This is a genomic window from Variovorax sp. J22G73 (genome assembly GCF_030317035.1).
GTDB lineage: Bacteria > Pseudomonadota > Gammaproteobacteria > Burkholderiales > Burkholderiaceae_C > Variovorax.
On sequence record NZ_JASZYK010000006.1, the window covers coordinates 41,600 to 61,694 of the forward strand.

The 20,095-nt window shown below is 66.8% G+C and carries 18 protein-coding genes; 4 read left to right on the forward strand and 14 right to left on the reverse strand.

Annotated elements, in window-relative coordinates; all coding sequences use genetic code 11:
- Position 1 precedes the first annotated feature (1 nt).
- Positions 2-592 carry an isochorismatase family protein gene (locus QTI51_RS21745; RefSeq protein WP_116912536.1) on the reverse strand — a complete coding sequence of 197 codons (591 nt, stop codon included), beginning with the start codon at positions 590-592 and terminating at the stop codon, positions 2-4.
- Between the two features lie 163 nt (positions 593-755).
- Entirely contained in the window at positions 756-1,136 is a 381-nt protein-coding gene (locus tag QTI51_RS21750) for a helicase SNF2 (RefSeq protein WP_116912489.1), read from the reverse strand.
- Positions 1,137-1,431: 295 nt separating this feature from the next.
- Between QTI51_RS21750 and QTI51_RS21755 the strand changes: the two genes are divergently transcribed.
- On the forward strand, positions 1,432-1,887 hold the full coding sequence (locus QTI51_RS21755) for a DUF6314 family protein (RefSeq protein ID WP_286516263.1): 456 nt from the start codon (positions 1,432-1,434) through the stop codon (positions 1,885-1,887).
- Between the two features lie 9 nt (positions 1,888-1,896).
- Here the strand turns inward: QTI51_RS21755 and QTI51_RS21760 are convergent, their stop codons facing one another.
- The 7 genes from QTI51_RS21760 to QTI51_RS21790 all read right to left on the reverse strand — a co-directional run bounded on the left by QTI51_RS21760 (position 1,897) and on the right by QTI51_RS21790 (position 10,063).
- Positions 1,897-2,544, reverse strand: coding sequence for a biotin transporter BioY (locus tag QTI51_RS21760; RefSeq protein ID WP_116912491.1), 648 nt, complete (start codon positions 2,542-2,544; stop codon positions 1,897-1,899).
- A 43-nt stretch (positions 2,545-2,587) separates the two neighbouring features.
- Complete coding sequence (locus tag QTI51_RS21765; protein WP_116912492.1) at positions 2,588-3,181, reverse strand: CbiQ family ECF transporter T component; 594 nt, start codon at positions 3,179-3,181, stop codon at positions 2,588-2,590.
- Positions 3,174-3,920 carry an energy-coupling factor ABC transporter ATP-binding protein gene (locus QTI51_RS21770; protein WP_116912493.1) on the reverse strand — a complete coding sequence of 249 codons (747 nt, stop codon included), beginning with the start codon at positions 3,918-3,920 and terminating at the stop codon, positions 3,174-3,176. The genes QTI51_RS21765 and QTI51_RS21770 overlap by 8 nt, the downstream gene beginning before the upstream one ends.
- A gap of 42 nt (positions 3,921-3,962) precedes the next feature.
- Positions 3,963-4,799 carry an isocitrate lyase/PEP mutase family protein gene (locus QTI51_RS21775; RefSeq protein ID WP_116912494.1) on the reverse strand — a complete coding sequence of 279 codons (837 nt, stop codon included), beginning with the start codon at positions 4,797-4,799 and terminating at the stop codon, positions 3,963-3,965.
- A gap of 100 nt (positions 4,800-4,899) precedes the next feature.
- The gene (locus QTI51_RS21780; RefSeq protein WP_116912495.1) at positions 4,900-6,234 is read right to left on the reverse strand and encodes an MFS transporter; all 1,335 of its coding nucleotides are present in this window, start codon (positions 6,232-6,234) and stop codon (positions 4,900-4,902) included.
- Positions 6,231-8,639 carry a LamG domain-containing protein gene (locus tag QTI51_RS21785; protein WP_116912537.1) on the reverse strand — a complete coding sequence of 803 codons (2,409 nt, stop codon included), beginning with the start codon at positions 8,637-8,639 and terminating at the stop codon, positions 6,231-6,233. Before QTI51_RS21785 ends, QTI51_RS21780 begins: the two co-directional genes overlap by 4 nt.
- Before the next feature lie 14 nt (positions 8,640-8,653).
- The gene (locus QTI51_RS21790; RefSeq protein WP_116912496.1) at positions 8,654-10,063 is read right to left on the reverse strand and encodes an aminotransferase family protein; all 1,410 of its coding nucleotides are present in this window, start codon (positions 10,061-10,063) and stop codon (positions 8,654-8,656) included.
- A gap of 100 nt (positions 10,064-10,163) precedes the next feature.
- Here QTI51_RS21790 and QTI51_RS21795 point away from each other — a divergent pair, with 100 nt between their 5' ends.
- Positions 10,164-11,078 carry a LysR family transcriptional regulator gene (locus QTI51_RS21795; RefSeq protein ID WP_116912497.1) on the forward strand — a complete coding sequence of 305 codons (915 nt, stop codon included), beginning with the start codon at positions 10,164-10,166 and terminating at the stop codon, positions 11,076-11,078.
- 28 nt (positions 11,079-11,106) lie between these two features.
- Here the strand turns inward: QTI51_RS21795 and QTI51_RS21800 are convergent, their stop codons facing one another.
- The gene (locus QTI51_RS21800) at positions 11,107-12,810 is read right to left on the reverse strand and encodes a M14 family zinc carboxypeptidase (protein WP_116912498.1); all 1,704 of its coding nucleotides are present in this window, start codon (positions 12,808-12,810) and stop codon (positions 11,107-11,109) included.
- A 237-nt stretch (positions 12,811-13,047) separates the two neighbouring features.
- Between QTI51_RS21800 and QTI51_RS21805 the strand changes: the two genes are divergently transcribed.
- Together QTI51_RS21805 and QTI51_RS21810 are read left to right on the forward strand one after the other, a co-directional pair.
- Positions 13,048-13,761, forward strand: coding sequence for a YebC/PmpR family DNA-binding transcriptional regulator (locus tag QTI51_RS21805; protein WP_116912499.1), 714 nt, complete (start codon positions 13,048-13,050; stop codon positions 13,759-13,761).
- A 34-nt stretch (positions 13,762-13,795) separates the two neighbouring features.
- Positions 13,796-14,194 (forward strand): GFA family protein, encoded by a 399-nt coding sequence (locus QTI51_RS21810; protein ID WP_116912500.1) that lies wholly within the window; start codon positions 13,796-13,798, stop codon positions 14,192-14,194.
- 477 nt (positions 14,195-14,671) lie between these two features.
- Here the strand turns inward: QTI51_RS21810 and QTI51_RS21815 are convergent, their stop codons facing one another.
- From QTI51_RS21815 to QTI51_RS21830, 4 genes are all read right to left on the reverse strand, one after another.
- Positions 14,672-15,586, reverse strand: a complete 915-nt coding sequence (locus QTI51_RS21815) for a phospholipase D-like domain-containing protein (protein WP_286516261.1) — start codon at positions 15,584-15,586, stop codon at positions 14,672-14,674.
- 141 nt (positions 15,587-15,727) lie between these two features.
- Positions 15,728-16,174, reverse strand: a complete 447-nt coding sequence (locus tag QTI51_RS21820; RefSeq protein ID WP_286516259.1) for a hypothetical protein — start codon at positions 16,172-16,174, stop codon at positions 15,728-15,730.
- A gap of 14 nt (positions 16,175-16,188) precedes the next feature.
- A complete protein-coding gene (locus tag QTI51_RS21825) occupies positions 16,189-18,705 on the reverse strand; it encodes a site-specific integrase (RefSeq protein ID WP_286516258.1) in 2,517 nt (838 codons plus the stop codon).
- Positions 18,702-19,994 carry a tyrosine-type recombinase/integrase gene (locus QTI51_RS21830; RefSeq protein ID WP_286516257.1) on the reverse strand — a complete coding sequence of 431 codons (1,293 nt, stop codon included), beginning with the start codon at positions 19,992-19,994 and terminating at the stop codon, positions 18,702-18,704. The genes QTI51_RS21825 and QTI51_RS21830 overlap by 4 nt, the downstream gene beginning before the upstream one ends.
- Positions 19,995-20,095 lie beyond the last annotated feature (101 nt).

The following is a 20,095-nucleotide window of genomic DNA, read 5'->3' on the forward strand; positions in this document are numbered from 1 at the left end:
CTCAGCGCTGCGCGGCCGAAGCGATGGCCGCGAGCAGCGTGTCGGTGCTGCGCACGCGGCCCATGCGCGGGAACACCTCCCTGTTCGCGAAGTCGTGCGGCTCGGCCGCCAGCGAACTCATCGCGTCCTCGGCGAACACCAGTTCGTAGCCCCGGTCGAAGGCGGCGCGCGCGGTCGACTCCACGCCGAAGTTGGTCGCGATGCCGCTCATCACCAGGGTCTTGATGCCGCGGCGGCGCAGCTGCTGGTCGAGGTCGGTGCCGTAGAAGGCGCCCCACTGGCGCTTGGTGATCCGCACATCGGCCGGCTGCACCTGCAACTCGGGCACCAGCTCGGAGAACTCGGGCGGTGGCACCGGCGAGCCGGCCGGGCGGCTGATGGAGGCGTCGGCCGGCAGGCTCAGCAGCGCGGCTACGTCCACCCGCACCCACACCACGGTGCCGCCGACGGCGCGCAGCGCGTCGGCGATGCGCTTGCTTCGCTGCACCACGTCGGCGGCAGTATGCGGGCCGAGCTGGCGCCCGACATTGCTGCGCTGCAGGTCGATGGAAATGAGGGCGGTCTGGTGGGGGTTCAGGTCGAGGGATTGCATCCTGGCCATCGTAGCCAGGCGGTCTGAGCCCTTCATGAGCGATACGGCCCGCGCAGAAAAAAGCCGGGCCCTGCACACGCAGGGCCCGGCTTTTTCCAGGTCCGGGTCGATGCCCGCAGAGGCGGGCAGACCGAGAAGAACGCCGATGCTTACGGCACTATGTTTACAGCGGCAGGGCGTCGCCATGGGCGGCAGCGCGGGCTGCGGCACGCACCGCGGCGCGGTCCACCGAGCTGGCCACCAGCGGTGCGACGCCGGAGTTGGCGCCTTCGGCGTACGGGTCGGCGCTGTGGGCGGCGGCAACGGCTTCAGAGCGGACGATGGCGCGGTTGGCCGTCGACACGATCACCGGGGCCGGGCCCGAGTTGGCGCCGGTGGCGTAGGGGTTGGCGCTGTGCGCTGCAACCACGGCCTGGCTGGCGACGTCGGCGCGGCTGGCGGCCGAGGTCAGCTGGTGCACGCCTTCGTAGGTTTCGGCGTGGGCTGCACCGGCAGCGGCCAGCAGGGCGATGGAGATGGCGGAGAGGAGCTTCGAGGCGGTCATTTGGATTTCCTTCAATTCGTTTGTTCTTGCTTGGATGATTTCGAACCGGTCTTGGGTGGGTCACCGTCCCTCCGGGGGGCGGCCACCTCGCTCGGGGCCCTGTTCACCCAGATCGGCTTGGGGGCCGGTCTGTGAATGAATTGTGCGCCTGGATCTAAGTAAAAACCCTTATGAACCAGAACCGCGGTGTTCACACTCTGGAAACAATCACGCAGCCCGAAGGCGGGTTGCGGCCTTGTCGTAGAGTCGTTGGATGCGCGCGCCGGCCCCCTCCTTTTTGCCCCCTTTGCCTCCTTTGTCTTCTTCCGCCCCGTGGGGCACCCCCGAAACCGTGTTCGATCGCCTGCCCGGCGCCTGGGCGCTGGAGCGAACCATCGAAGGCCAGGCCACCATGTCCGGCACCGCCGTGTTCACCCCGCTGGAGGCCGGCCTGCTGAAGTACCGGGAAGAAGGCCGCATCCGCCTGGCCGACGGCAAGGAGTTCGACGGGCACCGCGACTACCTGTTCGAGCGCGCCCCGGGTGGCTTCGTGGTGCACTTCGCGGAAACGCCGCGGCGGCTGTTCCATGCCATCGCGGTCGTGCCCGAGGGCGACGCGCTCGCCGGCTCGGCCACGCACCTGTGCACGCCCGACACCTACGACAGCGCCTACCGCTTCCTGCCGGACGGCAGCTTCACCATCCGCCACACGGTGCACGGCCCGCGCAAGGACTATCTGTCGGCGACCGTCTTCCGGCGCCGCGCCGGGTAGCTCGGAAGCTCAGTCGCGGTCCAGCCGCCAGCCCGGCATGCCGCGCGCCACCGTCTGCACGAGCATCGCGCAGATGCCGCACTTGATCAGGTCGCCCGGAATGAACACCAGCATGGCCAGCGTGGCCTGCGCCAGCGACATGTGGGCCACCCACGACAGCCCGACGATGCCGATGGCGTAGACCACCCCGATGCCGCCCAGCACCGACGACACGAAGGCCGCGGCCAGCAGCGGCAGGCCCCCGACACCGGAAGCACCGGAAGCGCTCGAAGCCCCCGTTGCACTTGCGGCACCCGTGCCACGGCGCACCGCCACGCGCATCAGCAGCCGCATCGCCAAGCCGCAAGCGAAGGCCCCGAACAGCCAGCCGAACAAGAAGCCCGAGGTCGGCCCCACGAACACCGCCAGGCCGCCGCGCCCTCCCGACAGCAGCGGTAGCCCCAGCGCCACCGCCAGCAGGAACAGCCCGATGGCCAGGAAGCCGCGGCGCGGCCCCAGCAGGCAGCCCGCCAGCATCACGCCCAGCGATTGCAGCGTGATCGGCACGCCGAACGGCAGGTCGATCTTCGGAATCAGGCCGAACACCGCCATCAGCGCCGCGAACAGCGCGATGTACGACAGGGAGCGGGACGAAGTGAGGGAGCCGGTGGTGGTCATGGCAATGCAATCGCGATCGGTGGATCGGTGAAGAAATGAAAGGTCAGCGGCCCAGCCGCGCGGCCAGCGCGTCGGCCACGCGCTCGGCCGTCTGCAGCGTGCGGATGGTCAGCGGCGCCAGCAACCGCAGGCCGCCGCCGTGGCCGGTGCGCGCGCGGTAGGCGTCGTCCAGGCGCTGCCACTGCACGTAGAAATTTTCGGCGAAGCGCAGCATCAGGCCCAGGCCCAGCGCGATGCGCTCGGTCGGCACGCCCAGGCGCCGCAGCGGGTGCAGCACCGCCTCCAGCACCGCCAGCAGGTCCTCGAAGCGGGTGGTGAGCGTGAGCATCAGCGCGAGCGTGGCGGCGCTGGCCAGGCGCAGCGCGCTCACCACGCCGAACGACGTGGTGCCCATGGCCCAGTGGAAGCCGACGATCATCGCGCCCGCGATGGCCACGCCCAGCAGCATGCGCGCGCGGCGCCACGCAGGCGGCCCGAGCGACGCGAAGATCGCCAGCACCACCGCGCAGGCCACGGCCAGCACCACGGGCCGCTCCACCAGCACCAGCAGCGTGCCGCACACCGACAGCACCGCGAGCTTGACCCACGCGGCCATTGCGTGCATCCACGTCGGCTGGTCCGAATAGAGGCTACGCATGGCGGGCCCGCTCCAGAGCGGCGCGCTCGCGCACGTTCGCGGCATAGGCCTCGCACACCTCGCGGCCGGGGCCGTCGGCGCGCACCTTGCCCTGCTCGAGCCACAGCACGCGCTCGAAGTCGACCACGTGGTCCAGCAGGTGCGTGGACAGCACGATCTGGTGGTCGGTGGCCTCCAGTTGCGCCGCGAGCCGCGCCTGGCTCAGCAGGTCGAGGCTGGCGAAGGGCTCGTCCAGCAGCAGCGTGGCCGGCTCGCTGATCTGCAAGGCCAGCAGGCACACCTGCTGGCGCTGCCCCTGGCTCAGCTCGCCCACGGCGCGCCCGGCCCAGGCTTCGAGCCCGCGCCGCGCAAGAAACTCGCGCGCCTGCTGCCGCGCGGCCTGCCGGGTTTCACCGCGCGCCGTGAGGCTGAAGGCCAGTTCCTCGGCCACGGTGGGAAAGATGATCTGGTCGTCGGGGTTCTGGAACATCAGGCCGACGTGCTTTGACAGCTGCTTGCGGTCGGTCTGCGTGTCGAAGCCGTGCACCGTGACCCGGCCCTGCTGCGGCTGCTCCAGCCCGCTGATCAGCCGAAACAGGCTGCTCTTGCCCGCGCCGTTGTCGCCGACCAGGCCGATGCGCGCCTCGTGCAGGCTCAGCGTGAGCCCCTCGAACACGTGCTGGCTGCCGCGCACCAGCGTCACCGCGTCGAGGCGGATGCTGTGCGGGGAACGGGTTTCGGGCGGGGTGGGCTGCTGCAAGGGGCGCCCACTGTACCCGAAGCCGCCCTGCGGACGGGGTGCTCAGCGCGCGGCGGGAAACAGCCCGTTGATCTCCCCGACCGACAGCATGCCCTCGCCCATCGCGGCGAAGCGCCCCTGCGCGAAGGCCTCCGTGGCGATGCGCTGCACCAGCCCCAGCGCCGACTGCAGCGGCCCGCAGCCCAGGCTGATGCGCCGGGCCCCGGCGCGCGCCAGGTCGCCGGCCGGCGGCGCGCCGGCATAGCCCGCGTACACGTTCACCGGCAGGCGCACCGCGCTCGCGAGCCTGGCGATTTCGTCCAGCCCGGCCATGCCGGGCACGAAGATGCCGCTCGCGCCCGCCGCTTCGTACAGCCGCGCGCGGCGCTTCGCCTCTTCGAAGCAGGCCGCGGGATCGTCCCAGGGCACGAAGTAGGCGTCGGTGCGCGCGTTGATGAAGAAGCGCGCGTCCAGCTCGCGGATGGCGGCGATGCGCTCGCACAGCACGTCGGACGGTGCCAGCTCACGGGTGCCGGGCCGCGTGCCGTCCTCGATGTTGATGCCGGCCACGCCCATGTCGATCAGCGCGCCCGCCACGTCGACCACCGCCTGCGTGCCGTCGCCGAAGCCGCTCTCGATGTCGACGCTCACCGGCACGGCGCTCACGCGGCAGATGCGCGCGCAGGCCGCGAGCAGCTCGCTCGCCGGCATGCGCTCGCCGTCCGCATAGCCCAGCGACCAGGCCATGCCCGCGCTGGTGGTGCCGATGGCCGTCGCCCCGGCGCGCTCGACGACGCGGGCGCTGACGGCGTCCCATGCGTTCACGAGCACAAGCGGCTCAGGGCCCGTGTGCAGTTGATGGAAGGTGTCTGTCTGGCGTTGCGCGTCGCTGGGCCGCATGGTCGTTCGTTCCGAAGGAGTGGGAATGAACGCAGCCTACCTACGATGCGCCGGCCCGACTTGGAAAAAACTGCTGTTCACCGCCACCGGCCGGTGAACCTCATTTCACTCCGTAGCGCCGCGCCGCCCGCAGCGCCACCAGGCTCACCACCACGCCGAAGGCCACGTAGAACGACGGCGCGATCTTGCTGCCCGTGGCCGCGATGAGCCAGGCGCTGATGAAGGGCGCGAAGCCGCCGAAGATCGCCACGCCGAAGCTGTAGCTCACCGACAGCCCGGTGCCGCGCGTGGCCGCGGGGAACAGCTCCGACATTGCCGCCGAGATCGGCCCCCAGTACGCCGAGGCCACCACGCCCATCGCGGTGAGCGCGAGCATCAGCGCCGGCACCGACGGATGGTTCACCAGCAGGTAGAACAGCGGCACGATCATCACGCCCATCACCAGCGCCGCGTTGCGCATGATGACCACGCGCCCCACCCGGTCCGACAGGCCGCCGAACACCGGCACCAGCGCAAACTGCAGCACGCCGAACCAGAAGGTGCCCGCGAAGGCCATCGACGCCGGCAGGCCCAGCTGGCGCACCGCGAAGGTGGGCATGAACAGCCCCGTGTAGGCCACCACCGTGGCCAGGATGATGAGCCCCATGGCCGCCAGCGTGCGCCCGCGCTGCTCGACCAGCGTGGTGCGCACCGGCGTGGCTTGCTGCACCTGTTGCGCCGCGCGCTTGAACTCGAGCCCCTCGTCGAGGTGGCGGCGGATGTACAGGCCGGCTGGCCCGATCAGCAGGCCGAAGAAGAACGGAATGCGCCAGCCCCACGCCAGCAGTTGCTCGGGCGTGAGCAGCGTGTTCAGCCCCATGCCGAAACCCGCCGCCAGGAAGGTGGTGATGCCCTGGCTCGCGAACTGCCAGCTGGCGAAGAAGCCGCGCCGGCGCGGGTCCTGCTCGGCCAGCAGCGCGGTGGCGCTGCCGAACTCGCCGCCCGCGGCAAAGCCCTGCAGCAGCCGCGCGAGGATGACCAGCCCCGGCGCCCACAGCCCGATCTGCGCGAAGGTCGGCGACACCGCGATCAGCAGCGTGCCGCACAGCATGATCGCCATCGACAGCGTCAGCGCGTTCTTGCGTCCGCGCGCGTCGGCGTAGGCGCCGAGCACCAGCGAGCCGACCGGGCGCATCACGAAGGTCACGCCGAAGGTGCCCAGCGTGATGAGCAGCGACACGCTCTCGTTCTCCGCGGGAAAGAACAGCTTGGAGATGGTCACGGCCAGGAAGCCGTAGATCACGATCTCGAACCACTCCAGCGCGTTGCCGATGGAAATGGCGGTAATGACGCGCAGCGTGCTTTGCCGCGCAACGGCAGGCTCGACGGGTTGGGCAGGTTGTGCCGAATCGGCCTGCTCCGGCAGGCCGGCGGTGCGTGGGGCGAGTGTGCTCATGATGCTGCGTGCTCCAGGGATGGTTGAACCGGGCGGTCCGCCCCCGTGGCGGGGCGAACGCCGAAGTGGTGCAGCACGTTGCGCAGCACCCCTTCGAACAAGGGATCGACACCGAGCACCCAGCTCGCACCGACGGCACCGGCGTTGAACACGCGGCCGCCCTGCGGGCGCTCCCAATAGATCATCTCGGCCGAGAGCCCGTCCAGCGAGTCGGTCAGGTTCGAGAAGTAGTCCAGGTACGCATCGAGCCGGCCCGGCTGCAGCCGTCGCCCCTGCGCGATGACCTCGATGCCGCGCTGCGGCTCGGGCAACTGCTGCCCCGCGGGCAGCGTGTGCGTCATGCGGCGCAGCGTGGCCACGCTCAGGTCCCACTCGTGGCCGATGGCACGCGGCAGGCCGCCGCCCGGCGCATGGCCGAAGGTTGCGCCTTCGGCCAGGCCCAGCGGGTGCGGCTGCGTGAACAGGAAGTGGCGCGGCTGCGTCGCGTGGTACACGCCGAAGTCGCTGCCCTCGGCAAAGGCCCAGCCCGCCGACTCCAGCCCGATGAGCTCGGCGCACGAGCGCCCGGCCTGGCGGAACTGGCCGCCGCGCGCCCAGTCCTGCGCGTGGTACTGCTCGCCGAAGGGGCCGGCGGGCGGGCGCACCTGGGAGGTCTGGGCGGCCTGGGCGGCCTCCTCGCCATGCTCGCCATGCTCGCCATGCTCGCAGTCTGCGTCGTTCGGGCCGAGCACCTTGCGCTGCTCCATCACCGTGCCGTCTTCGTCGTAGCTCACGCGCAGGTACATGGTGTTGCCCGACAGCACCACGGCCGTGCCGCCGCCCGAGAGGTAGTCGTCGAGCCCGTCGCAGGCCGGCAGCGACCAGTACTCGCTGTGCCCGTTGATGACCACGGTCTTGTAGGCCTTCAGCAGGCCCGGGTCGCGGTGCAGGTCCAGGTCGCTCACCACGTCGTAGTCGTAGCCCGCCTGGTCCAGCCACACGTGCAGGCGGCGCTCCAGCCGCGTCCACTGGCTGAAGCCCGCGTCGGCCGGGTCGTACAGCGCGTTGGGGCTGGCGTTGGGCCACGGCATGCGCAGGCCGACCTGGTAGGTCGGCTGCCCGCCGCGGTGGTAGGTGTAGCTGCTGTAGGCGGGTGCGTCGGGGTGGCTGTTTTCCAGCCCGACCGAGCGCCGCGGCCACACCGGGTCGCTCGCCACGTTCTTCGCGAAGGGCGTGCTCGCATAGGCCAGCCAGCTGTTGGTGGCGCACAGCACCAGCACCGGCGCGGGCGCCCGGTGCGCGGCGCGGCGCACGATGAAAGTGATGTCGTACACGGCCGGTGCGCCGTCGAGCAGGAAGTGCACGCGCCCCACGTACACGCCCGACTTCGCAGTCTCCGGAATGCGAAAGGCGTGGCTCTCGGGCCAGCGGCAGTCGTACAGGTCGTCGCTTGCCAGGCGCAGGCCGTGGCCGCGCGTGGGGTCGGCCAGCGGGTCGTAGCCGTCGTCCGAAAACTCGTTCACGCGCTGCGGCTCGAAGGCCGGGCCCACGATCATCCAGGTGCCGTGGTTGACGATGCGCCCGGTGCGCTGGTGCCCGCTGGCGTCGGCCACCGTGTCGCCGCGCTCCTCGCGCAGCGGCCAGCAGGCCAGCACCGTGCGCCCGCGCGGCGTATGCAGGCCGCGGTCGGCGAAACGCGCGCGCACCTCGTCGGGCTGCAGGGCATGCGAGTAGATGGCGGGCATGACGATGTCGCCTTCGAGGAAGGCGTCCGCCAGGCCGTCGATGCCGCTGCTGCCCAGGCGCAGCGGTGCGCTGCCCGGTTGCAGAGGGCTGCTCCCGCGGCCGGGCTGCGCACTGCCGCTCCATCGGCCGCGCGCCACCACCTCGCCGTCGACCCACAGCACCGTCTCCTGCCCGTCCCAGGTCGCCACCAGGTGGTGCCAGCGCTTGGGGCGCAAAGCGCCGCCCGCGAGCTGGCCCCGGGCGCGGAACGCACCGCCGTCGCCCAGGTAGAACACCGCGCGGGCGTCTTCATCGATGAAGAGCCCGTAGCCGCAGGCAGCCGGCAGGTCGAACTGCCCGAGCACGCTCTGCCGCGTGCCCGTGCTCCACACCTGCACCCAGCATTCGAGCGTGAGCGCGCGCAGCGGCTGGTCGAGCCCGCGCGCCACCTGCACGTAGGAGCCAGGGTGGATCGGATGCGCGCGCGCCGGCGAAGGCGCGAAGGTGTGCAGCACGGTGTCGGCCGTGCGGCCTTCGACATCGGGCCCGAGCTGGCACACCGACAGCGTGCAGGGCACGTCGCTGCTCAGGTGAAAGCGCACCACCTCGCCGGCGGCCACGCTCTTGCGGTCGGTGTAGCCGTGCACGCCGGGCACGTGCAGGCTGCGGTGGGGCGGCAAGGGTGGCATGGGCTTGGGCATGCAGGCGTCCTGCATCACGCCGAGACAGCCAGGCCGCTGGTCGCGATCTCGTCGGCCAGGCCGCGCAGCGAGCGTTCCAGCAGGTCGGCCAGCTCGTCGATTTCCGCGGGCGAGATGGTCAGCGGCGGCGTGATCATCTGGAAGTCGCCGAAGGCGCCCAGGTTGGCGCGCCGGTTGTACAGCGCGATGCCGTGCTTCAGCCCGTGCTCGGTGAGCCGCGCCGGCGCGTTGAAGCTGGCCGGCAGCTGGCGCCGGGTGGCCTTGTCGGCCACGATCTCGATGGCGGTGAAGAGCCCCTTGCCGCGCACGTCGCCCACGATGGGCGAGCGCGCGGCCACCTCGCGCAGGCGGGCCATCAGCAGCTCGCCGCTGTCGCGCGCGCGGCGCACCAGGTCTTGCCCGATCACCTCGCCCACCACCGCGTTGGCCACCGCGCACGACAGCGGGTTGGTGAAGTAGGTGTGGCCGTGCACGAAGCCGCCGCTCTGCGCGACGGCGTCGACGATGCGGTTGGGTGCCAGCATGGCGCCCAACGGCGTGTAGCCCGCGGCCAGCCCCTTGGCCAGCGTGACCAGGTCGGGCCGCGCGCCGGCCCAGTGGTGCGCCGCCAGAAAGGCGCCGGTGCGCCCGGCGCCGCTCATGATCTCGTCGTAGATCAGCAGCACGCCGTGGCGGTCGCAGATCTGCCGCACGCGCTCGAAGTACGCCGCGCCCGACACCACCGCGCCGGTCGACAGCCCGCCGATGGGCTCCAGGATGAAGGCGAGCACGGTGTCGGGCCCTTCGCGCACGATGGCGGCCTCGAGCTCGTCGGCGCAGGCCATGGCATGCGACTCCACCGTGTGGCCCTCGGGCACGCGGTACGACAGCGGCGCGGCCACCTTCGGCATCTCGCGCACCATCGGGCCGTACAGGGAGTGCGTGTGCGCATCGCCCGTGACGGCCAGCGCGCCCAGCGTGGAGCCGTGGTAGCTCGGGTTGCGAGAAATGACCTTGGCGCGGCGCGGCTGGCCCGTGACCACCGCGTACTGCCGCGCCAGCTTCAAGGCCGACTCGTTGGCCTCCGAGCCGCCCGAGACGAAGAAGGCGCGGTCGAAGCCTTCGCCCGCCAGCTTGCACACACGGTCGGCCAGTTCGATGCTGTGCTCGCTCTCGAAGAAGCGCGGGTACGCGAAGGTCACCTGCGCCGCCTGCGCCTGCATGGCGGCCAGCACGCGCGGGTTGCCGTGGCCGATGTTCGCGACCACCGCGCCCGCCGTGGCGTCGAGAAAGCGGCGACCGCCGGTGTCCCACAGGTAGATGCCTTCGCCGCGCGCGATGCGCGGCGGCCGGGGCGTGCCCTTGGCGGCATAGAAGCCGAGCACGGAGCCGCCCTTGGGCGTGTCGCCCACGGTGCGGGCGGTGTCTTCGATCGTGGCGCTCATCGGTGGATTTCCATTCGCTTGTCTTGAACGGCCCGACGATAGGCAGAGCACGCCGCCATGGGTAGACGTATCAAGCGATGAAGTGCTATACGTCTGGCGCATGAAGAACACCCACGACCGACTCGACCTGCTGGACACCTTCATCAAGATCGGCGAGAGCGGCTCGCTCAGCAAGGCGGCACGCCTGCTGGGCACCACGCAGCCCACGGTGAGCCGCCGCCTGCTGGAGCTGGAGCGCCTGCTGGGCTGCAAGCTGGCCATTCGCAACACGGCCAACTTCTCGCTCACCGACGAGGGCCGCTCGCTGCTGGCCGAGGCGCACGACCTCACCGACCGCTGGTCGGGCCTGTCGCAGCGGCTGCTGGGCGGCCAGAGCCGACCCGAGGGCACGCTGCGCGTGATCGGCCCGTCGGGCTACGGCACGGGCTTTTTGACCGACGCGGTGACCGACCTGCGCGCGGCGCATCCGCAGGTGCGCGTGGAGCTCACGCTGACCGACCGCGTGGTCGACCTCGCGGCCTCCGGCGCCGAATGCTGGGTGTGCGTGGGCGAGGTGCGCGACCCGGGCCTGGTGAGCCGGCCGCTGGGCCGCATGGAGCGCGTGCTGATCGCCACGCCCGAGCTGCTCAAGCGCATCGGCCCCGTCACGATGGCCCGGCTGCCGCAGCTGCCTTGCGTGGGCCTGGTGCCGTACGTGACGGGCAGCGTGCGGCTCATCGACCGCGGCGGGCGCTCGCGCATGGTGGCGCTGGACACGCCCATGCGCACCGACAGCCTGCTCGCGAGCTACCGCGCGGTGTTGAACGGCGCGGGCATCGGCGCGGCCGCGCCCTGGATGTGCCACGACGACATGCAGGCCGGCCGCCTGAAGCGCGTGCTGCCCAACTGGTGGCTGGAACCCATCGGCGTGTACGTGGCGCTGCCGCCGGGGCTGTACCGGCCGGCGCGCGTCACCGCGTTCGTGGAGGCGCTGCGCGCGCGCATGCATGCGCTGCCGGGGTTCCGGCCCGCATGAGCGCCGCGGCCTACATGAGCGCCGCGGCCTACATCAGCGCGACCACCGGGTAGCGCCGCCACCCGCGCTCCGCATGGCGCTGGCCGTGCGCGAAGAGAAAGCCCAGCACCGCCTGCGGATCGGACAGCAGCTCGGGGTGCGCCACCTTCCACTGTTTGAACGCGTGCTTCAACGCGGGCTCGTCCTGCAGCATCCGCAGCGCGGTGTCCTCGAACACGTAGGCGGAGAAGGCCTCCTTCTTCTCCAGCACGCTGTTGAAGAAGCCCCAGCGAAAGAAGCTGTCGTGCGCCTCGGGCTCCAGCGTTTCGACGGCGTAGCGCGCGGCGGGCTGGTCCAGCGGCACCCACACGTCGCCCGCGCGCGCCTGGAAGGCCTCGGTGTGCGTGGCGAGCACCACGCGGTCGTGGAACATGTGGCCTTCGTAGGCGTTCGGGCGCGGCACGGCCTCCTGCACGCGGTACACGCGCGCCGCATCGAACAGTTCGTCTGCCTCCAGGCGCCGCAGCAGCACGCCGTTCCATTCGAGCCGCTCGATCACCTCGCGCCAGGCCTGCGGCACCAGGTAGGCCCTGGGCGCGGCGACGGCCGCTTCTTCCACGCAGCGGTCGAAGTGCACGATGTCTTTCTCCCACGGCTGGTTGCGGTCGTAGGCCAGGCGCTGGTAGCTGCCGAGCTGGCTGGGCATGCGCACCGCCTCGTAGCCCTTGAAGCGCAGCGTGGCGGGCCGGCTGTGGTCGTTGCGCCATGCGAGCGGCCAGCGCGCCTGCCGCGCTGCGGCCGCTCGCGCATCGCGGCGCAGCCCCTGGATGCGTGCCGCGTGCGCCACGGTGAACCCCAGCACCACCTCCACCAGCGTGCGCATCGCGGCCACGCGGTCGGCGTAGGGCTTGAGCATGTGGGTCTCGGGCATGAAGCCGATGGTGTGGTGCAGCGCGGCGTAGCCGGTGGAAAAGCGCGGCAGGTCCAGGAAGTCTTCGATGCCCTCGTCGGGCGTCTCGCCCAGCAGGTTGACGTAGGGGCAGGTCGGCCAGCCGCGCCGGTCCATGTCGCCGTAGATCGCGGGCAGCATGCGCTCGCGCAGGAAGTCGCCCAGCGTGCCGCCCAGCTTGTCGGGCTGGGTCGGAATCAGCGTCATGGTGCAGGCGTAGTCGGCGCCGTTCGAGGTGTGGGTGTCGACCATCACGTCGGGGTCCCACGTGGTGAAGAAACGGTTGAACACCTGCGCGGCCAGGCTGTCGCATTTGATGAAGTCGCGGTTCAGGTCCAGGTGCAGGCCGTTGCCGCGAAAGCCGAACGACTCCGGCCCCAGCTGGTTCACGCGCGAGGTGTTCTGGCGGTTCAGGCAACCGTCGACGTTGTAGACCGGAATGAACAGGAACACCGTGTCGCCCAGCGCCGCCAGCCGCTCGGGCTGCGTGCAGAAGTCGCGCACCAGCGCCATGCAGGCGTCGATGCCCTCGGGCTCGCCGGGGTGGATGCCGTTGTTGTTGAAGAACACGGGGCGGCGCTGGCGCTGCAGCGCCTCGCGCTCGAACACGCCGTCGGCCGTGACCACGCCGGCGTGCATCGGAACGCCGGTGTCCGACACGCCGATGCGGCGCCACTGCAGCACGCCGGGGAATCGCTGGGCCAGCTGCTCGTAGAAGGCGATGCACTCGGCCCAGGTGGCGGTCTGGTTGCCGTTGCCGCTTTCGAAGGGCGTGGGGTAGAGGGGGTGAGGCGTGGCCGTCATGACAGAACTCCGTTCGTGCAACAACAGGTTTCAGAAGGCTGGGCAGCGTAGCAGGCGGGGTGGATGGGGGCAGATGGGGCAGAAAGTGGCAGGCGCACGCCAAGGTTTCCACCCGTGCGCGCTCCAGCTACAGTAGTCGCCCCGATCCGGTCATACAGCCCTTCTTTCTGCCACGCGCTCCACACGCGCCAGACAACTGCCAGGCCAGGCCGCAACCACACATTCAAGGACACAGACATGGGCGCCCAATGGAAAGCTAAACACAAGGATCTGGCGGCCAATGCCAAGGGCCGGCTGTTCGGCAAGCTCGCCAAGGAAATCATGATGGCCGCGCGCAACGGCGCCGATCCGGCCGGCAATTCGCGGCTTCGCCTCGTGGTGGAACAGGCCCGCAAGGTCTCGATGCCCAAGGACACGCTGGACCGTGCCATCAAGAAAGGCGCCGGCCTCACCGGCGAGGCCGTGCACTTCGAGCACGTGATCTACGAAGGCTTCGCGCCGCACCGCGTGCCGGTGATGGTCGAGTGCCTGACCGACAACGTGAACCGCACCGCGCCCGAAATGCGCGTGCTGTTCCGCAAGGGCCAGCTGGGCACCTCGGGATCGGTGTCGTGGGACTTCGACCACGTCGGCATGATCGAGGCCGAACCCGCCAGGCCCGACGCCGACCCCGAGGTGGCCGCCATCGAAGCCGGCGCGCAAGACTTCGAACCGGCCGGCGAAGGCCACCCCGCCGTCTTCCTGACCGACCCGACCGACCTCGACCTCGTGAGCCGCGCGCTGCCGGCGCAGGGCTTCACCGTGCTGTCGGCCAAGCTGGGCTACAAGCCGAAGAACCCGGTCGATCCGGCCAGCCTGAGCGCGGAAGACCTGGAAGAGGTCGAGACCTTCCTGGCCGCCATCGATGCGAACGACGACGTGCAGAACGTGTTCGTGGGGCTGGCGGGCTGACCGGTACCCACACCGGAACCACGCGCTCAGCCGCATGCTCGCGGGAAAGTGCCTCTGCGGCGCCATCCAGTACGCGGTGGCGGACGAGTTCGCGTACGCGCTGAGCTGCCACTGCGGGAACTGCCGCCGCGCCACCGGCTCGGCGTTCAAGCCCTTCGCGGGCATCGAGCGGGGCAAGCTGTCGATCACCCGGGGCGCGGACGCGCTGATGGTCTACGGCGCGCCCGACGCGGGCGACATGCACTGCGGCCGGTGCGGCTCGCTGCTCTATTCGGTGGTGCGCGAGGGGCGGTTCGTGCACGTGACGCTGGGCACGCTGGTCGATGCGCCTTCGGTCCGCCCGACGGCGCACATCTTCGTGGGCTCGAAGGCGCCGTGGTTCACCATCACCGATGACTTGCCGCAGCACCAGGGGCACGCGGGCGAGGGCTGAAGGCGGCGCCGCCATGAAAAAAGCCGGCCTCTTTCGAGGCCGGCCTTGCGTCCGGAACCTGGAAGCCAGGCTTCAGAACGGTTATATCTACCTTTTTTGTACACAAGCTTTTTTTTAACAGCTGCATCCTCGTCATTCGGTCCGAATGATGTCAACTTCTCTTGGATTTAGAGCTTCTTGTTTACATCTTCAGGGGGTGCAGGGGGCAGACGGGCCTGTGGACAACTCGTGCCGGCGAAGCACCGATTCTGGCCGCAGACTCTGGAAATCAACTGTCTGCTTGATGGGGAGCTTTCGATGGCTCCAGTACGAGTGGCCAGCTTATGCTGACCGTACGGTCCAGATGCTGATGACCACTCCTGGATTAGAGCCATGCCAACCGCGCCTGCGGTATTGCCTGACAGAGGGGGCGAGTCCTGCTGGCGGGTTATGACCAGAAATAGCAGGCACCTGGCCGCTTCACCAGAAGATGCTCCGCTAAAGTTGATTCATCGGTCCGGAGTGACTGGGGAGGAGAACGAATGGCGAGCAGGCAAGAGGCACAGACGCTGATTTTCGAGACGTTCTCGGAGTTGCGCCGTACATCGACGAGGTTGTAGAGGCCGCAAACCGTGAGCGCCTTGCGCTAGGCTTCTTTCCGATCAGCCTGTTTAAAGAGCAGGCGCGCAAAGGCAATCTGTTCGTGGCGGTCAGGTGGTACGCGATGTTGAGGTAGATGTGGTATGGGGGAATGGCTTCTTCGCGGGCCCAACTGGATTCAATGATCTGGGCTAAGTCCGCCGACACGTCCAATGCCCATCGGTCACCCCAGCGGGCATCGAACCAGCTGGACAACTTCGCGGTACCCAGATGGTCCAGAACATCAACGTTGAGTTCGCCGTGTCGAGACAAGCCGGACAGCGTCAAATTGCTGCTTCCCACAAACCCGGTGATCGGATTGTTAATGTCATCGCGGAAAAGCAGGTACAGCTTTGCGTGCAGCGGATATGGCAGGAAAAGCTTGACGACCGTTTGCCCTGAGCGAAGTTGCTTCGCAAATGCGCGCAACCCTGCCTCGTCCTTGCCAGTGGGAATCCCCAAAGTGATTTGTTCCCGCAAATGGGCGGCGAACTGCATCTTGAGGCGAGTGGCCGTCGCGTTGTCGATGAGGGTGTCGTCGCTACTCTGACGATAGAGATCGCGGATTTCATCCTGTGGCGGACGTTGCATGCCGACCAACACACGGCAGACCTGGCCAGTTAATGGATTCCAGGGGCGGATCAAATCCTCAATGGCCTGCCAGCCCCGCAAGTTCAAATAGCCGACACAAAAGTCAGCTCGATGGGATACCGCCATCGTGCCGCGAAGTGCGGTGAGCAGGTCCTGCTCGATGTTGTCAAAAATTCTTGCCATATGTTCTTGCTGTTGTTATCGGGGACTGACATCCCGCCGCTGGCGAACTCATGTCCTTGGATTGTGGTTGAGGGTTGATCGTGCGGAAGCGAGTTGAACTAAAAAAACCCCGCGTAACCGTACCCTCTGGCTGGCCATGCACTAGCTCCGCTTAGAGAGACCGACTAAGGATCGACCCTTCCGGCTTGCGTTCGTTTGCTCACGGTCTACTGTTGGCAGAGGCCGGTTGAGGAAATGCTGATCAAGATTGCGCGTGCTCGCGTTGTAGGTCCACCGGACGAACTGCTCTAGCAAGCGTCTGTTTTCGTCCTCGAGTCTCTGGTTTGCCGCTGTCAGCCGCTCGATGCGGTCCAATGCCAGCTGTAGTTCAGGTTGCTTGGTAGGCCGTTTTGAAGCGCCAGCCCCCCCAGTAAGCGACCTCTTTCTGCTGCTAAATGCGTCTTTGATACGTGCATGCTTGTGTAGCGCCTGGCGTGTGTAGCGCACAAAGAGCCGCCGTTCGATCTCGGCAATGAGAAGCTCCCAGCGCAGCGGCGCGGTCCACCCATCGAGGATCTCAACAATTCTCGCGATGTCTTCATCGCTCAAGTTCCGCGCTCGGCTCATTCGAGGGCCTCCTCTTCAACAACGCGCCAGGACAGGCGCGCTGGAGTCGATTCTTCGGAGATCAACTTCCGGGCTTCTACTGCCTGCTGGAGCCTCGACGCGCCTTTTATGTGTCTGAGACGTATGACCGCTCCTCGTGGGACGCCCGGGTCTTCCAGAATTGCGAGCAACTGAGTCAGGCGTTCAAGGGCAATGCGCTGATGTCTAACCCAACGTGTCGCACCGTAAGCCTTCTCGGTCTCGGCAACTTCGGCTTCAAGCAGCAGCATTTGAATCTCGCTTAGCCTGGCTCGGAGGTTCACTTCCCCGATCTCGTCTCCTTTGATGCAGACCTGCTCGTTGCAATTGATGCAGTCCAGGTGCATCTGGCACGGCGACAAAGCATAGTCATGTGCACAGAAGCCGAAGTCCGTCGTGTGCGCGGCGTGAATGCCCATTGCGGCGAACTTGGCGCGGGGCAAGATATTCACTCGTGCCACGACCACTTCCTTGCTTGACGCTCTCGCTTCACTCTCAATCAGCTCCGCGAGACGCGCCTGAACGTCGCGGTCCGACATGTGGTTGTAGGCGCTGTTTTGGCGGATGTCTTTCCGGCCGGACCATTTCGCAATGTCCATCTCACTCAGACCACCCTTCTGGGCAAGAGTGTTCAGGTAGTGCCTGAACTGGTGCGAGCGAATTGAGATGGGTGTGCCGTCAGCCTCGAATAGGCCAAACCGATCGAAGACGGAACGGGAGCCATGCTCCGACGCATTGCCCAGACCCGTCGCAATAAGGCCTTGATCAATGCCATGCACGACGCACCTGTAAGTTGTCTTTGACTCGTTCAGCTCATGGCGACGGACGATGCAGAGTGCCTCGCTGAATCGAAGTCCTGTTTCGATGTCCAGGACTGGGAAGCGTTCCGGCATCAGCTTCAAAATTGCACGCTCTACATCAGCGAATTTCGCGACGTACTCGCCTCGCCCCCGCCTTTCCAGCGGAACGTCGTTGGTCTTGCACCATGCAGTCACTGAGTTGACCGCCGCGACGGCGAAGATGGTTCTGTCGTTGATGCAGGCGATTCGCTTGTCGGAGGTATTGAGGAGCCGCTCGCGGTTCTGGATGAGATAGCTCAGCACGGCCTCGTGCGGCCCCTCCAACCAAGCCTCAAAGCTTTTGCAGGTGTAGCACGCTATCGGGGCATTGAAGCCGCAGAACCCATGTCGCCCACACTCGCCCATTGCCTCGCCACTGCGGTCGATACGCAAGTCGATGATGCGCTGCGCAGGGTCGTGTTCACCAAGCAAGCCATCGACGACCACCCCGGCGAAGGCTTGGGCAAGCGGCGCCATGCCCATGGCGACAGACCGGTCGATGCGGTCGATGATGGCTGGCGAGTTTGCCGAGTACACCATGACGTTCTGCGTGTCGGTGTGGTCAAGCAGCTTAGCGATGACCAGAGGCCCGTACCCCTCTTCCGCAGCTCGAGTCCCAATCGTCCGGCGGAAACGCACGGGCAGGATTTTTAGCTTCTGGGCAGTTCGCTCTGACACGACCTCCAGGCTTTCAAGTACAGCCTTCAGTATCTGACCAAGTTCGCTGCTGGATTGATGGAACTTGTAGTCATCGGACCATCGGGTGCTTGCCCGACTGGGGAACAGGGGAGCCTCGCCGGCATCAGGGAGGGCGGTCGCAAATTCTTGCCTGAGACGCTCCGCGTATTCGTACAGAATTTCGCCGAACTGTTCGATGAGCGGCCGCTCCGTGAACTCGTCGCGCAGGTCTCGATGTCTTTGTTTTGCCCGAGGCATCATGATTGAGTACGTCGGCTCGCCATCTTCGTTGCGAACCAATCGGACATCGCAGACCTTGAGGACCGCGTGCTGGGTATTTCTCTGACCGAGCAGCATGTAGAGCCAGGCGAGCACGAATTGTTCAGTGTTGACCCGTCCTTCGGCGTACGCGGCGTTCAATGCAGCTTGCAGACCCTCGAGTTCGAGATAGGTGAACGGGCCCTCGTTCGGGTCCATTGTCAGCACCGCTTCCCCCTTGCGGTTGCCGTGCAGGCGTAGCTGTTTGAGGAGCAGAACGGCGTCATCGTCGACACCTGCATAACCTAGCCGATGCCAGCGCCGGAGTAGGCCCGCAAAGGTGGATAGATACCAGGCGTTGGTTTCATCGAGCGACGCGCGGTAGTTGATGAGGTCGTCGGCCCCGATGCTCGTCAGTGTCTGAGCATGACTCGCCCTCGCCTTCGCAAAATGTTTGAGCCGTTGGAACATATTGCTCAGATGGTCGGGCGAACGATTTCCGGCATACCAAGCGAGCACAGCTTTCGACGCCCGCACGAATTCTTCAGTGGCGCCTTCAAGTGCATCGAAGTCCAGAGACACATTCGTCACGCCATCGCGGTATGACCACCTCGCAGCGGAAGGGTCGAACGTGGCGCCACTTTGTGTTCGGACGACATTCTTGAACGCCTGCAACTTAGCGCTGCCGACGTCATTCTCAATTTGAGCGCCACGCTTCATTCTTCGCTGGCCCTCGGTGGCAACATTTTCGACTGGAGTTCGAGAGACGCCTCGTCGGACTTCCTCTTCACATGTCGCTTGGTGTAGACAGCTGCCATCTTCGACCTGTCGGACCAACCCATCTGCTGCTTCCGCATCTTCTCTTCCTCTTCTACGGGCACCTTGTGCTTGTCCATGAGTTCGGAGAAGCTGTCGTTCCAGTTATGCCGGAGCACATGAGGCGTCAGTTCTTCCGGCAAACCAGCAACCTTGTTTCTCAGTTCGACAAACAGCTTGTTCAAAGCAGACTTTGACAGCGGGCGACCTGTGCCGGTAGCAAGAATCAGATGCGGGTAGCGACTGCTGTTTTTGACGTTGCGACGCGCACCATGGATGTATGCACGCGTCAATGCAGCGAGCTCATCACCGAGCACAAGCAATCTGTCAAAGGTCTTTGCGTTGGGTGCGTCCGAACGGGGTTCTTCCGGGTCATCAGCCCGGCGAGCAATGAGTACTTCGTTGCTTCTCAGGTTGACGTCTTCCAAACGGATGATGAGCAACTCACTCTTCCGCAATCCAAGGCCTAGCAGCCAGTGGAAGATTAGCTGATTGCGGGTGCGAACGTGCGCGCCTTTCCATGGGTTCTCTGGTGAATCCGGTGCGATGACATCGAGCATTCGCGCAATGTCTGCCGACGCCATACCTTGAGGCAAGGCAACCTTATTGCGCCGCGCCGACGACTGGACGCGTTCGCTGAGGGACTCAACAACCAATCGCGACGTTGCCTGTAGCGGCAGGTACGTCGGGTGCCGCGGATTCAGCCGCAGAAGCCAGCGCCGCGCAAGCCAAGCGATGTAGTCCCGGATGTACATGAGCCGAATGCCCGCCGTCTCAACGCTGACGGTCGGCAGGGCTGCGCGCCCTGCCGACCGCATGCGCACCTGCTCGAGCGAAGGAACTTTCGCAGGGAGCAAAGACGTCTCGTCACCATAAGGGGGCAGGCCATCGAGCGCTTCTTGGCTTAATGCGGACAGTTTGCAAAGCGCCTCAATTTCGCCAAGGTCCAACACCTTTCCTTCGGCGAAGCGAGCGCTAAGGTCGACGTCGAGGTGGTCCAAGACGAGCTTGCAAACCATGATTGACCGTGTTGCCTGAGCCAACGTGGCGGACGCCCGATTGAGCGCGCGCAGTTCAGTCAGTACAAATAGGGTCGGCTCGAACAGTGGGGCCCCTGTGGTGCCGTCAAGCAAGAGGGGCAGTCGCTCTCCGGACTCGCAGACAAGATTTTTGACCCTATAGCGCAGCGACATGTTGTCGTTTCTAAAACATATTAGATAAGTGTAGTTCTGATCAAGTCCCTGAAAACTGTAAACAAGAAAAAAAGACCCGAAGCATAAGCGCTACGGGCCTT

What these genes read in the sequence shown, in the direction of transcription:
- QTI51_RS21825 (WP_286516258.1), bottom strand. Translation starts at nt 18,705, where the DNA reads ATGAAGCGTGGCGCTCAAATTGAGAATGACGTCGGCAGCGCTAAGTTG.
- QTI51_RS21805 (WP_116912499.1), top strand. Translation starts at nt 13,048, where the DNA reads ATGGGCGCCCAATGGAAAGCTAAACACAAGGATCTGGCGGCCAATGCC.
- QTI51_RS21765 (WP_116912492.1), bottom strand. Translation starts at nt 3,181, where the DNA reads ATGCGTAGCCTCTATTCGGACCAGCCGACGTGGATGCACGCAATGGCC.
- QTI51_RS21745 (WP_116912536.1), bottom strand. Translation starts at nt 592, where the DNA reads ATGCAATCCCTCGACCTGAACCCCCACCAGACCGCCCTCATTTCCATC.
- QTI51_RS21815 (WP_286516261.1), bottom strand. Translation starts at nt 15,586, where the DNA reads ATGGCAAGAATTTTTGACAACATCGAGCAGGACCTGCTCACCGCACTT.
- QTI51_RS21780 (WP_116912495.1), bottom strand. Translation starts at nt 6,234, where the DNA reads ATGAGCACACTCGCCCCACGCACCGCCGGCCTGCCGGAGCAGGCCGAT.
- QTI51_RS21830 (WP_286516257.1), bottom strand. Translation starts at nt 19,994, where the DNA reads ATGTCGCTGCGCTATAGGGTCAAAAATCTTGTCTGCGAGTCCGGAGAG.
- QTI51_RS21795 (WP_116912497.1), top strand. Translation starts at nt 10,164, where the DNA reads ATGAAGAACACCCACGACCGACTCGACCTGCTGGACACCTTCATCAAG.
- QTI51_RS21800 (WP_116912498.1), bottom strand. Translation starts at nt 12,810, where the DNA reads ATGACGGCCACGCCTCACCCCCTCTACCCCACGCCCTTCGAAAGCGGC.
- QTI51_RS21785 (WP_116912537.1), bottom strand. Translation starts at nt 8,639, where the DNA reads ATGCCCAAGCCCATGCCACCCTTGCCGCCCCACCGCAGCCTGCACGTG.
- QTI51_RS21775 (WP_116912494.1), bottom strand. Translation starts at nt 4,799, where the DNA reads ATGCGGCCCAGCGACGCGCAACGCCAGACAGACACCTTCCATCAACTG.
- QTI51_RS21790 (WP_116912496.1), bottom strand. Translation starts at nt 10,063, where the DNA reads ATGAGCGCCACGATCGAAGACACCGCCCGCACCGTGGGCGACACGCCC.
- QTI51_RS21810 (WP_116912500.1), top strand. Translation starts at nt 13,796, where the DNA reads ATGCTCGCGGGAAAGTGCCTCTGCGGCGCCATCCAGTACGCGGTGGCG.
- QTI51_RS21750 (WP_116912489.1), bottom strand. Translation starts at nt 1,136, where the DNA reads ATGACCGCCTCGAAGCTCCTCTCCGCCATCTCCATCGCCCTGCTGGCC.
- QTI51_RS21760 (WP_116912491.1), bottom strand. Translation starts at nt 2,544, where the DNA reads ATGACCACCACCGGCTCCCTCACTTCGTCCCGCTCCCTGTCGTACATC.